This window comes from Pseudoalteromonas rubra (assembly GCF_000238295.3).
Taxonomy (GTDB): Bacteria; Pseudomonadota; Gammaproteobacteria; order Enterobacterales; family Alteromonadaceae; genus Pseudoalteromonas; species Pseudoalteromonas rubra.
Window position 1 is genome coordinate 1,295,181 of record NZ_AHCD03000044.1, and the last position, 13,137, is coordinate 1,308,317.

The 13,137-nt window shown below is 44.9% G+C and carries 12 protein-coding genes; 6 read left to right on the top strand and 6 right to left on the bottom strand.

What is annotated here, in order from left to right:
- Positions 1–78: 78 nt before the first annotated feature.
- The gene (locus PRUB_RS26020; RefSeq protein WP_242065336.1) at positions 79–2,124 is read left to right on the top strand and encodes an EAL domain-containing protein; all 2,046 of its coding nucleotides are present in this window, start codon (positions 79–81) and stop codon (positions 2,122–2,124) included.
- A 42-nt stretch (positions 2,125–2,166) separates the two neighbouring features.
- Here PRUB_RS26020 and PRUB_RS26025 read toward each other — a convergent pair whose 3' ends face one another.
- Positions 2,167–3,468, bottom strand: a complete 1,302-nt coding sequence (locus PRUB_RS26025; RefSeq protein ID WP_010381205.1) for an alkaline phosphatase — start codon at positions 3,466–3,468, stop codon at positions 2,167–2,169.
- Between the two features lie 137 nt (positions 3,469–3,605).
- Between PRUB_RS26025 and PRUB_RS26030 the strand changes: the two genes are divergently transcribed.
- From PRUB_RS26030 to rnd, 3 genes are all read left to right on the top strand, one after another.
- On the top strand, positions 3,606–4,490 hold the full coding sequence (locus tag PRUB_RS26030; RefSeq protein WP_010381208.1) for an alpha/beta fold hydrolase: 885 nt from the start codon (positions 3,606–3,608) through the stop codon (positions 4,488–4,490).
- Positions 4,491–4,612: 122 nt separating this feature from the next.
- Entirely contained in the window at positions 4,613–6,262 is a 1,650-nt protein-coding gene (gene fadD / locus PRUB_RS26035) for a long-chain-fatty-acid--CoA ligase FadD (RefSeq protein ID WP_010381213.1), read from the top strand.
- 40 nt (positions 6,263–6,302) lie between these two features.
- Positions 6,303–7,436, top strand: coding sequence for a ribonuclease D (rnd, locus tag PRUB_RS26040; RefSeq protein ID WP_010381214.1), 1,134 nt, complete (start codon positions 6,303–6,305; stop codon positions 7,434–7,436).
- Between the two features lie 51 nt (positions 7,437–7,487).
- Here the strand turns inward: rnd and minE are convergent, their stop codons facing one another.
- From minE to minC, 3 genes are read right to left on the bottom strand one after another with little or no spacing between them, the layout of a single operon-like run.
- On the bottom strand, positions 7,488–7,751 hold the full coding sequence (minE, locus tag PRUB_RS26045; RefSeq protein ID WP_010381216.1) for a cell division topological specificity factor MinE: 264 nt from the start codon (positions 7,749–7,751) through the stop codon (positions 7,488–7,490).
- A gap of 1 nt (position 7,752) precedes the next feature.
- On the bottom strand, positions 7,753–8,562 hold the full coding sequence (gene minD / locus PRUB_RS26050; protein WP_010381217.1) for a septum site-determining protein MinD: 810 nt from the start codon (positions 8,560–8,562) through the stop codon (positions 7,753–7,755).
- A gap of 5 nt (positions 8,563–8,567) precedes the next feature.
- Entirely contained in the window at positions 8,568–9,269 is a 702-nt protein-coding gene (gene minC, locus PRUB_RS26055) for a septum site-determining protein MinC (RefSeq protein WP_010381220.1), read from the bottom strand.
- A 143-nt stretch (positions 9,270–9,412) separates the two neighbouring features.
- Here minC and PRUB_RS26060 point away from each other — a divergent pair, with 143 nt between their 5' ends.
- Together PRUB_RS26060 and PRUB_RS26065 are read left to right on the top strand one after the other, a co-directional pair.
- On the top strand, positions 9,413–9,694 hold the full coding sequence (locus PRUB_RS26060) for a YcgL domain-containing protein (protein ID WP_010381223.1): 282 nt from the start codon (positions 9,413–9,415) through the stop codon (positions 9,692–9,694).
- Positions 9,687–10,706, top strand: coding sequence for a lytic murein transglycosylase (locus PRUB_RS26065; RefSeq protein ID WP_010381226.1), 1,020 nt, complete (start codon positions 9,687–9,689; stop codon positions 10,704–10,706). The genes PRUB_RS26060 and PRUB_RS26065 overlap by 8 nt, the downstream gene beginning before the upstream one ends.
- Before the next feature lie 74 nt (positions 10,707–10,780).
- Here the strand turns inward: PRUB_RS26065 and PRUB_RS26070 are convergent, their stop codons facing one another.
- Entirely contained in the window at positions 10,781–11,779 is a 999-nt protein-coding gene (locus PRUB_RS26070) for a cytochrome d ubiquinol oxidase subunit II (protein ID WP_010381231.1), read from the bottom strand.
- Positions 11,772–13,115 (bottom strand): cytochrome ubiquinol oxidase subunit I, encoded by a 1,344-nt coding sequence (locus PRUB_RS26075; protein WP_010381233.1) that lies wholly within the window; start codon positions 13,113–13,115, stop codon positions 11,772–11,774. The genes PRUB_RS26070 and PRUB_RS26075 overlap by 8 nt, the downstream gene beginning before the upstream one ends.
- Positions 13,116–13,137 lie beyond the last annotated feature (22 nt).

The window sequence follows — 13,137 nt, forward strand, 5'->3', positions numbered from 1 at the left end:
AAAAATTTAGTCAATTCATTTGTTTTAATCTGCTTTTGGAGTAATGTTAAAAGAAAATAACAATTTATGGTCACGCGTTTGCTGAACAGATTTAACCAGTTTGCACTCAAGCTTTCTTCAAATACGGTTGTTTTGTCGTTGCGGGAAGGTTATATCGCGCTCATCCCATTTTTCATTGTTGCTTCAGTAATTACTCTCCTAAACCAGTGGCTTGGAGATGATCTGAGCAAATTAAAGTATCAAGCGCTTGGTGACTTTAACACCTTAGTGTGGGGGATTTTCCCGTTACTTACCCTCATTTCTTTCAGTTACTATCTGTCAAAGAACCTTAAAATACACACCATTGCCGGGCCGGTCTTAGTGTTGGCTTGTTTCACTGCGACTACGGGTTACATTGAAATCAGCCAGGGAGCGCTGAATATAGTGCACCGTAATGGCATGCTATATTCTTTGCTTATGCCGGTCCTGTGTTGTTACCTGTTGGCTTACATTGAGCGGATCCGCTGGCTGAGATTGGTGGGCATTAGCTCGATTAGTCTGTTTTTGCGCAAACACCTTAATTTGATCATTCCTTATATTCTAGTCACCGCGATTATTTTGTTAGTTATCCCCCTATTCGATCATTTCACCGGACAAATTCATAGCACTTTAAAACTCCTTAACCCCACCTGGAGTGTATTCGAGAAGATTTCGGCGCAGCTGATTTTTTCACATTTACTGTGGTTTATTGGTGTTCATGGCGATAACACGTACCACCTGTTGGTGTCGGGCGAGCTGACCGATTATCTGGTGTTACCTCAGCTTTCGAGCTATGACTTCTACACTTGCTTCGTCATTATTGGCGGTACGGGCTGCATCTGGGGCCTGATCATCGCGTCTTTGTTACTCAAAAATGCACGTCATGAGCGAAGCATCGCAATGATTGCATCGCCGCTTGCGTTGTTCAATATCAGTGAAGTGATGCTCTATGCGTTGCCTATAGTTTTCAACCCCTACCTGTTGATCCCATTTTTGCTGAGCCCTTTATTAAATGCACTCATCTCCTATGTATGTATTTCAACCGGCGTTATCACACTGGCACCAGCAATGGATATTCCCTGGTTCACGCCGGTGTTTATCAGTGGCTGGTTATTGACGCAAAGTATCAGTGGGGTTGTATTGCAAATCCTGTTAATTGCACTTAATGCAGCTTTGTATTACCCATTTTTAAAATTTAATCGGGATCACAATTTGTCCGGTAAGGCGTTGGATGTCTTACTTAAGCGATTTACGACTGGCAGATTGATAGAGGCAGGGGCGGAAAGCTTATACACTCGCTCTCAACGTGAAGAGCAAATCAATGTACATAGCTTGAAGGAAGTCACGGACGCACTTAATCGGGGTGAACTGATGTTGTTCTATCAGCCAAAAATAAACCCGTACACGAAGGAAGTTGTTGGCTTTGAAGCCTTGTTGAGGTTAAAAGAGGCGGATGGACAGGTTCAGGGCCCCTGGTTCTTAGCAACGCTGGAGCAACACTCGTTGCTACATATCATAGATAACTTTGTCATCGATCAGCTTGAAGTAGACCTCGAGCAGTTTGCCAGAGCAGGCTTCAGGCCCAAAGTTAGTTTTAACATCTCACCGCAAAATCTGTTAACCGGCGGGTATAAACGCATCGTGAAGGCGTTTGCAGATTATCCCGGCCAGATTGAAGTCGAATTACTTGAATCCAGTTACATCGAAGACTTTAATCGGACGGTTGATGTGGTTAACTTACTCCGTGAGCATCAGATAGCCTGTGCTATGGATGATTTTGGTACGGGCTACTCTTGCCTATCCGTTTTATCAAAACTCAATATAGATACCATTAAACTAGACCGAAGTTTGTTGCCCGAGAGCTATAACTGTAAGTCTGTATCTTTATATACCAATCTTTCAGAGATGATCGCTAAACTCGGTTTCCGATTGGTGGCAGAAGGCGTTGAGACAAAAGAAGAGGAAAATCTGGTTAAACAGTCCCAGGTGGACTGCGTGCAGGGGTTTTTATATTACAAAGCCATGCCTATAGAAGATGCTATGGGGTTGCTACAGACCCAGGCTAACAGTAATAAACATGAAACGGTCCGTGATCCCACAACCTGAGTAAGCGGATCAGCTGTGCTGATCCGCCTGGTTGTATGCTGGTTATTTCTCTATGTAAGAGATCAGCTTATCGGCAATTTGCGTGTTGTTTAGAGAGCCAATGAACGCATCACGTCCTTCACCATAGGCAAATACCTGTACATCGATTGCAGTGTGCCCTTTGGTTGTCCAGCCCGTATAGCTGGCATCATTGATGATTTTATTCGCTGCTTTATATAAGGCCTCTTTTGAGTCCTTTTGTGCATTGATAAGCGCCTTCTTGGTGTCTTCGTCAAAGGGTAAACCGGTCAGTTGAGTCCAGGTCTTGGCCATTTGCTTAGGCTTTGCCTCTGAAAGCGTATTGGTAAGCTCCTTCACTGAGGCTTTCGCTTTTGCAACAACATCTGTCTTCCATTGATATACGCCATTGCTCCCCAGAGTAAGGCCGCCGGTAGAGTGATCAGCAGTAACAACCAATACTGTGTCCGGGTTTTTGTCGATATAGGCCTTAGCGGCGGTGATTGCGCCAGCGAAATCGTCCATTTCTTTCATCGCACAAGCGATGTCGTTTGCATGTCCGCACCAGTCGATCTGGCTGCCTTCAATCATGACAAAGAAGCCTTTTTCGTTGTGATTGTCTAACAAACCCAGTGCTTTATTTGTCATACTAGTCAGTCGCTTAGGCTCTTTACTGTCTATTGCATGCGGAAAAGCAACTTCTGCGAATAAGCCCAGCGCAGGAAGGCGGCTGAGTGAATCTAGCTTGTCAAATGCGTCTGCATACTGGTAACCGGCTTCTTTAAACTCATTGACCAGGTTTCTGTCATCACGAATAAAGTACTTGGTACCGCCACCTAGCAGTAAATCAACAGGGAGTTTACCGGCAATCTTGTTGTCGATGTAATCGTCGGCAATTTCGTCATAGTTACGTCTGGATTCATTGTGTGCTGCGAAACTGGCAGGTGTGGCGTGGTTTATCTGGGATGTGGCCACGAGTGCTGTTGTCATTCCTTGCTCTTTGGCAATTTCCAGCATTGTTTTGAGAGATTGTTTATGTGTATCTACCGCAATTGCTCCATTGTAGCTTTTTGCTGCTGTGCTGAGTGCTGTTGCCCCAGCGGCACTGTCTGTGACTACGGTGTCGTCGTCTGGATAGGTATGCGCCATACCCACCAGGATGGAGTCGAACACAGTAGGCTCAACGACTTTGGTTGCTTTATCGTCTTGCATGTAACGATAGGCTGTAGTGAAGGCTGGCCCCATACCATCTCCAATCATATAGATGATATTTTTAGGTGCAGCAAATACTGAGTTTGACAAGGTGCAGCCCAGAGCAAACGCCAGAGCGCTAATTTTGCGTGTCATAGATGATCCTTAATGTTCCCGTGTTTTTGTTCGCTTTAATAAAGAGCTAACCATTTTCAGAACAATGATTAGTACTTTGCACGCGAGCTATAATGCGTAGAATATTAATGTAATACGTTCAATAAGAATATGAATTTATGTTGATTACTGATAAAAACAAGATAAAACAAGGGTGCGTGAGCGGATTTGCCTACCAGGAAATGGGAGAGGGGGCGCAGGTTGTCCTGATGCTGCATGGCTGGCAGGATAACAGCAACAGCTTTTTACCTTTATTACATAACCTACCAGATGATGTGCTTGAGGCGTTCAAGTTTATCGCGTTGGATTTCCCAGGCCATGGCAACTCGGACTGGCGAAGTGCCGATGCGCAATACTATTTTGTAGAATATGTTTATGATGTTCTGACTTTTCTCCGTGCTAAACATATTGCACGTTGCCATATCGTCGGGCATTCGATGGGTGCTTTGGTTGGTGGTTTGTTCACCAGCCTCTATGCTGAAAAAGTAAATACACTGACACTGATAGATGGTATTGGGCTATTATATCAAAGTGATAAGAATGCTAAGCAGCAGTTGCTTGATGCATTTGCTGCACGGCAGCTAGTTGAGCAAGCTAACGAGACAAGTTTGCGCCTGTTTGCCGACAAACAGGCTATCATCAAAGCACGACTGAAAGTTAGCGATTTCAATGAAGAAATAGCTGCTATATTAATGGAGCGAAACATCGAAGAGCTTGATGAGGGCGCGCGTCTAACCACGGACCCCAAATTGAAGCTACCTTCTACGACGCGTTTTTCACGTGCTCAGGCGCTATCGTTGTTGCAAGGTGTTAAAACGCCCGCTTTGGCAATTATGGGCGAGTCTGGGTACGCACAAATGAAACATAGCTTAGGGCAGTTTTCTGAATGCTTTGAAGCGCTTACATGTATAGAGGTTGCAGGTGGACACCACTGCCACATGGAAAATCCGGAACAAGTGTTAGAGCAGGTTTTAACACATATAAAACATCCCGGCGTTTCCTGATTGTATAATTGTGTCAAATGTGGGACTATCTCAGCTTTAGAGTATTTACTCAATTGTTTGTGTGCCTTAATTGTATTAAGGTAAGACCAATATAAAAAATAACGAGAACACAGGAGCTTAGAGTGGAAAAAATCTGGTTAAAGCGCTACCCAGAAGGGGTGCCGGAAACAATCGACCCAGAACACTACAACTCGCTGCTTGAACTATTCGACAAAAGTTTTAGAGAGTTTGCCCAGTTACCAGCTTACAGTAACATGGGCAAAACAATGACTTACCAACAAGTTGATGAGGCTACCAAGGCAGTTGCCAGTTATATTCAAAATACCCTTAAATTAGGTAAAGGGGATAAAGTAGCAGTGATGATGCCAAACCTGCTGCAAACACCCATCACCATTTTAGGCGTGTTGCGAGCAGGATGTACGGTGGTCAATGTAAACCCCTTGTACACAGTGCGAGAGCTTGAGCATCAGCTTAATGACTCAGAAACAAAAGCAATCTTCATATTGGCAAACTTTGCACATACACTCGAAAAGGCACTACCAACGACGGGCGTTAAACACATAGTTGTGACACAAATTGGCGACATGCTAGGTGGTATCAAAAAGCATTTAGTCAATTTTGTGGTTAAAAAGTTTAAGAAAATGGTGCCTGATTACGACTTGCCTGATGTAAAGCCTTTTGCCCAGGCGATAAGCGCCGATCCCAGCCAATATAAAGTACCTGAGGTGGCACTGACAGATCTGGCATTTCTTCAGTATACAGGTGGTACGACCGGTGTTTCCAAAGGTGCAATGCTGACTCATGGTAATATGGTTGCGAATTTGGAGCAGGTTTCTGGTTGTCTTGATAAAGTACTAGATAAGGGTCGCGAAGTGGTCGTTACTGCGCTACCGCTTTATCATATTTTCGCACTGACAGCGAACTGCCTTACCTTCATGAAGTACGGTGGCCACAACCTATTGATCACCAACCCAAGGGATATGCCGGGTTTTGTTAAAGAGCTATCAAAATACCCCTTCACCGTCATGACTGGTGTAAATACTTTGTTTAACGGCTTACTTAACACGCCAGGGTTTTCCGACCTGGACTTTTCAACACTGAAGGTGTCGCTTGGTGGTGGTATGGCTGTACAGCGACCAGTTGCTGAGCGGTGGCAAAATGTGACAAAGAGCAAGCTGATGGAAGGCTATGGCCTGACAGAGTGCGCGCCTTTGGTCACAATTTGCCCATGGGACATTGATGGTTATAACGGTTCAATCGGATTACCGGCACCCAGTACGGATCTGAAAATCATTAATGATCAGGGTGAAGAGATGCCGCTGGGCGAGCCTGGCGAGCTTTGTGTTAAAGGTCCTCAAGTCATGGCTGGCTACTATAATCGTCCGGATGCAACTGCTGAATGTTTGCAGGATGGCTGGTTCGCAACGGGTGATATTGCTATTTACGATGAAGAAGGGTTCTTTTACATCGTAGATCGTAAAAAAGACATGATTTTGGTCTCTGGTTTTAATGTGTTTCCTAATGAGATTGAAGAAGTCGTTGCAATGCACGAGGGTGTGTTGGAAGTAGCTGCTGTCGGTGTACCGCACGAAGTCAGTGGCGAACAGGTTAAAGTTTTTGTTGTGAGAAAGGATCCATCTTTGACAGAAAAAGATATAATAAGTCATTGTCGCGACAAGCTAACCAATTATAAAGTCCCTAAATTGGTCGAATTCAGAGATGAATTACCTAAGACCAATGTCGGCAAAATATTGCGTAGGGCATTAAAGTAAAGAGAAACCGGCGAAAGCCGGTTTTTTATAGGGAGTAAATGTGCAGTATCAATTTATCCAACACCAAACTGAGCTTGATGCTTTTACAGCGAAACTGGCAGATAGCGATGTGCTTGCGATAGACACAGAGTTTATGCGCCGCAGAACTTTGTATCCAGAAATCGCGTTGATCCAGGTTTATAACGGTGAGCATCTGGCCCTGATAGATCCATTAAGTGAGCTCGATTTTTCAGGGTTATGGCATTTACTTCGGGATGAGCAAATCGTAAAAGTACTTCACTCTCCCTCTGAAGATATCGAGGTATTCCAGAAATTTGCAGGATTTGTACCTGCACCATTGTTTGATACGCAGTTTGCGTTGCAGTTGCTTGGAGAGGGTAATTGCGTCGGATTCGCCAATATGGTGAAAATGATGCTGGATGTTGAGCTTGATAAGAGTATGTCCAGAACTGACTGGCTCAAACGTCCATTACAGGCAAGCCAGCTTGAGTATGCTGCGGCGGATGTATTTTATCTGCTCCCTTGCTATGAAAGTCTCAGCAAAAAGATCGCAGAGAAAGGCTTGTCGGATATCGTGATCTCAGAATCTCAATTGATAGCGCAAAAACGTGCTTTCAGAACGCCGGACGCTTATTTATATCTGAGTGTTAAAAATGTCTGGCAATTAAAACCTCGGGATTTGGCTGTATTACGTGAGCTTGCGAGTTGGAGACAAAGTAAGGCGGAAAAGAAAAACCTGGCACTTAATTTTGTACTCAAAGAACAAAACATGGTTGAAATTGCAAAACGTCGGCCAAGTTCGCTGAACAGCCTTCGTAATGTGCCTGGCGTGGAACAAATGGAAGTGAACCGCTCTGGTAAGGAAATTCTGGCATGTATTGAAGCTGGGAAAGCTGTACCAGAGGCTGAGTTACCGAAACGAGTGCAACGATTGATTGATTTCCCTGGTTATAAAGGGGCTGCTAAAGAAATAAAACAATCGATAGCAGAAGTTGCTAAACAACAGGGTATCCCGCTGGATGTATTTGCTTCTAAGAAGCAAATTAATCAGGTGATAGGGTGGAACTGGAAACTAGATGATGCGCAAAGAAATAAGTTTATGAAGCCAGATTTGTTTTTGGGCTGGCGTCATAGTCAGTTGAAAGGTGCACTTTCTAAATGGCTGGTTGAGTAGAGTTTTATGAAACAAAAACGCCGCACATTGTGCGGCGTTTTTGTTTGCGTGTTACTTTTGTTCGTCATCCGGAAGCGTTACATTCAGCTCCAGTACGGCTAAATCGTCTTCGTTTTGTTCAAATTGAACATTGACTGCGTCCGAGTCAACTTTGACATACTTACGGATAACTTCGAGGATGTCTTGCTTTAACTGAGGCAGATAATCGGGGGTGCCACGCTTGGAGCGTTCATGGGCAACGATTATTTGTAGCCGCTCTTTAGCCAGCGAAGCGCTGGACTTTTTCTCGGATCGAAAATAATCAAGTAAAGACACATTAACCTCCAAAAATCCGCTTTAGCAGTCCTTTCTTTTCAACATTCAAAAATCTGAAGTCGATGATTTCACCCAATAAGCGATTGATAGCATCGCTGTATGCCTGTCCTGCATCTGATTCTGTATCCAGGATCACAGGCTGCCCCGAGTTAGATGCATTTAACACGGCTTTAGACTCTGGGATCACACCGAGTAAGTCGATTGCCAGGATCTCCTGAACATCTTCCACCGACAGCATGTCGCCGCTTTCAACACGCTCTGGATTATAGCGGGTAAGTAGTAGGTGCTCTTTTACTGGCTCCAGACCATCTTCCGCGCGTTTTGATTTGCTTTGTAAAATCCCAAGAATGCGATCAGAGTCTCGTACGGAAGAAACTTCTGGGTTAGTTGTCACAATCGCTTCATCAGCAAAGTACAGCGCCATCATCGCACCGGCTTCGATGCCAGCAGGGGAGTCGCAGATAATAAAATCAAAGTCTTCCGACATTTCTTTTAATACACGTTCAACGCCTTCTTTTGTCAGGGCATCTTTGTCGCGAGTTTGTGACGCAGGTAAGATATAGAGTTTTTCAACGCGTTTATCTTTAATCAGCGCCTGATTAAGGTTTGCCTCACCATTTATGACGTTGACAAAATCATAGACGACGCGGCGTTCGCAGCCCATGATGAGATCTAAGTTACGCAGGCCAATATCAAAGTCGATAATGGCTGTTTTGTATCCTTTAAGCGCAAGACCTGTGCCGATCGCTGCACTTGATGTGGTTTTACCTACACCACCTTTACCTGAAGTTACGACAATAATCTTTGCCATCTGAATTATCCTTTGACCAATGCTGTTAATTCTAATGATTCGTTATTTTGTGAAATCTGGCAGGCCTTGCCCCAGTGCTCACCCTGAAGAGAGTCACTGATCCAATAACTGCCGCCCACTGAAACAAGCTCTGCTTCAAGTTTCTGACAGTAGATACTCGCCTCATGATTTCCTTGCGCACCAGCGATAGCACGGCCTCTGAGCGTGCCATAGATGTGAATATTGCCATCGGCAATGACCTCTGCACCGTGGCTGACTGCGCCAAGTACAATGAGATCCCGGTCCTTCGCGTAAATTTGTTGCCCGGAGCGTACAGTGCCATTAATGACCTGGGCACCAAGGTAGACTTCTTTTTCGACTATTTGTGTGTCTTGGCTATCCTGGGTAACAGGCTTAACATCTTTAGTATAGTTTAATACAGATAAGCCAATTTCTTTAGCTTCAGCATTATGCTGTTCTGTACCGTTACAAATACCAACCGGGTTTAATGCCAACGCCGCAAGAATACGTTTCAAATCGCTGAGCACAATGCTCTGCTCCTGGACGTCTGCAAGATTGATTACGATGGGTGCTCCTTTAAAAAACTTAGGAGCTTGGGAAATTTTATCACTCAGTTGCTGTTTTACATTACCAAGGTCGGCATCGAAGAGGTGTAAAACTGAGAGAGTAAACAGGTTTCCCTTCAATTCAAAAGACTGTGTAGACATAAGCGCTCAATACCAGTGCGAACTCTGATTAATATTGTTCTGACCCCGTACTCTGTACGTTTGAGAGTCGCAAAACTTTCCAAATATTATATAGGTCATGGTATAGTGCTGCTCTCAGATTAGCAAGATTTTATAGGGTTATAATGCTAGCCGCAGTATATAAAAGTAGTAAAAAAGCCGATACCTATCTTTTTATTGAAAAACGAGACGATTTTAGCAAAGTCCCTGACCCTTTAATGGCTACTTTTGGTACGCCAATATTTGTAATCATTGTGGATTTAGCAAAACGCAACAAACTCGGTACTGCTGATTTAAGTAACGTTAAGCAGAAATTAATCGATGATGGGTTTTATTTGCAGTTGCCACCTCCACAAGAAAATCTTCTGGACGAATTAAAAAGACAAAACGGAGTAAAAAGTGACTAAAACACTATCCGCATTATTAGTATCTTTATGTCTGGCATCGCAAACCGTTAAAGCGGATGATCAGGCGCGTTTTGACAGTTATGTAGAAGTTTTAAAGGCTGAAGCGCTTGAGCGTGGCTACACACCCGCGCTGATAGAAAAGGCGTTCAGCACAGTCAAATTTAAAAAGAAAGTCATTAAACAAGATAAGAATCAGCCAGAGATCGTCGAGACCTTGGAAACTTATCTGCCTAAACGTGTACCAGATTGGAAAGTTCAGCGTGCACGTAAGCTGTATAAAGAAAATAAAGAGCTACTGGACAGGATCAGCAAAGACTTTGGTGTGCAGGGTCGCTTTATCGTTGCATTGTGGGGACTGGAAAGTAGCTTTGGCCGGGTTCAGGGCGGCTATCCGGTGATCAGCTCACTGGTGACATTGGCATTTGATGGTCGCCGGGAAGCTCTGTATAAACGTCAGTTATGGGCTGCACTGGACATTCTTAAAGATGGCCATGTGAATGTTGACAGTTTCAAAGGCTCCTGGGCTGGCGCAATGGGGCAATCGCAGTTTATGCCAACCTCCTTCAATTCTTATGCCGTTGATTACAACAAAGATGGCAAGAAAGACATCTGGACCAGCAAAGAAGATGCCCTGGCATCTATCGCCAATTATCTGAAAAGTGTTGGTTGGAATGACAGCCTGACGTGGGGCCGTCAGGTAAAATTGCCTGATGACTTCCCCAGCCAGTATGTCCTGAAGCGCGGTTCAAAAAATCACAAGCAGTGGCTTGAGTTTTGGCGAGACTCTGAACGCTCACTACAAGAGTGGCAAAGTCTGGGCGTAAGACGCGCTGATGGCACAGATTTGCCAAAAGTGAATATTAGTGCTGCTTTGGTGATGCCTGATGACATGAATGGCCGTATGTATCTGGCTTATAATAATTACAAAGCGCTGATGAACTGGAATCGCAGCTATTATTTTGCCACCAGTGTCGGGTATTTGTCTGACCGCATTGGCTATCCGAAAATTTAGTTTTTAATTAAACTAACCAAATAAAAAAGGCAGCGTGCGGGCTGCCTTTTTGGTTGGGCTAATGCAAGTGAAAATCAGTAGTAGCTCAGGTCCTGTGTTTTTCCCCAGAAAACCCGATAAGAGAATAGTGTGTAGCCAATTATCGCCGGTACCACCAGTACGACGCCGTATAGCATAAAGGTGAGTGCAGATGGGTCCGCAAGTGCCTCATATATGGTTAATGTGCCCGGGACGACATACGGGAAGAAGCTATAAATAAGACCAAAAAAGCACAGTAAAAATATCACCACAGTGATAGCAAAGGGTAACCAGCAACCTTGGTTTGGTGTATGTTTGAGCTTGACCAGTACCCTGTCTTGTAGCACAAAAAGTACCATGCAGATAAGGGGCAGTGGCAATAGTAACAGGCTTATCTCGGTGCCAAACCAGCGCGTCTGAACGTAAGTGTTAATAAGTGGGTTTACTACAGAAACAGCTAAAACGCCCAGCAAAGCAATGAGATTGCTCACCCGACACCACCGGATAGCCGAGTCTTGTATCTCACCTTCGCATTTCATAATCAACCAGGCTGCACCTATTAAGGTATAAGCTGCTATGACACCAACCCCGCTAAGTGCTGCAAATAGATGGCTTGCCAGACTGTGTTCAAACGACATCACATACAGACCCAGCATGTATCCCTGTGAAAATGCGGTGATCAGGCTGCCCAGTTTGAAGCAGCGATCCCAGGTTTCACGGTAGCGTGTTTTGGCCTTGGCACGAAAGTCGAACGCAACGCCCCTTAAAATCAAACCCAGCAACATAAAAGCAATAGGCAGATACAGTGCCTGCAGTATGATTGAATGTGCGGTGGGGAAGGCGATGAGCGCCAGGCCGACAGCCAGTACTAGCCAGGTTTCGTTGGCGTCCCAAAAAGGGCCAATAGAGGCGATCATCGTATCAGCAGCGGGTTTATTTTTACCCGGTAACAATATACCAACGCCCAAATCATAACCGTCGAGCACAGCGTACACTATGATGGCAAGGGCCATGAGTGCGCTGTAAAACAAAGCGAGATAGTCAGCACTATACATATTGACCCTCCTGAACTGGTGTTGTCTGGTACTCTTCAACTTCCACGGCATTGCGTGCTGTATAGAACAAGGTTTTAATATACGCTGTGAGTAGCACAGCATAGACAGTGAGGTAACCCACTAATGTAAGCAGCACATGCTCTCCCGGGACACTGGTGACTAGTTCTTCAATTTTTACCAGTCCATTGACCATAAAGGGTTGGCGTCCTATTTCTGTGACGTACCAGCCTGCTAAAGTTGCAATCCAGCCGGAGAACGTCATAGCTACTAGCATTTTTAGTTGCCAATGTGGCAGCGTTGAACGTCGCCACAATGTGTAACGGGCAACGGCTGCGACGAGGATCATGAGTACACCGATCCCTACCATTATCCGAAATCCAAAAAAGACAGGCTTAACCGGCGGGTGTTCACCTTTAAATTCATTGAGACCTTTGATCTCTCCATCCAGCTCATGAGTCAGAATTAAACTCGCCAAGTTAGGAATAGCGACTTCGAAATGGTTCGTTCGGGTAGTTTCATCTGGTATTGCGAATAGCAGCAAGGGCGCGCCTTGCTCAGTGTCCCAGACCCCCTCCATTGCGGCAACTTTTTGGGGCTGATGCTCAAAGGTGTTTAGGCCATGAAGGTCACCAACAAACATCTGTAGTGGTGCCAGCAGTGCAGCAACGCTTAGTGCAACCTTCAATGTCAGTTTGGGTGCATGTTTGTGATCGTTTTTTAGCAGCCTATAGGCACTAATTCCTGCGACCAGAAAGGAGGCTGTGAGTCCGCTGGCCAGGAGCATATGAGAAAAGCGATAACCAAATGATGGGTTAAAGATGATCTCAAACCAGTTCTGAGGGTAGAACACGCCATCTACAAGTGTGTAGCCCGTGGGGGTTTGCAACCAGCTGTTCAAAGAGAGTATCCAGAATGCCGACAGGGTGGTGCCCACCGCCACAATGAGAGTAGCAAAAGTGTGCAGGCGTGGGCTTACGCGTTTCATACCAAATAGCATAATACCCAGAAAGGTGGCTTCCATAAAAAAGGCGGTGAGCACTTCGTAGCCGAGTAAAGGTCCGGCTATATTGCCTACGCGCTCCATAAATCCGGGCCAGTTAGTGCCAAACTGAAAAGACATCGTAATGCCGCTTACTACGCCCAGCGCGAAAGTGAGTGCAAATATTTTAACCCAAAATCGATAGGCTCTGAGCCACACCTGTTCGCCGGTTTGGTCGTAACGGAATTTGAAGAAAACCAGGAACCAGGCTAAGGCTATGGTTATGGTTGGAAAAAGAATATGAAAGCTAATATTTGCCGCAAACTGAATACGCGACAACAGTAGGGTATCAAGCATGACGCACCTCGCATATTATATC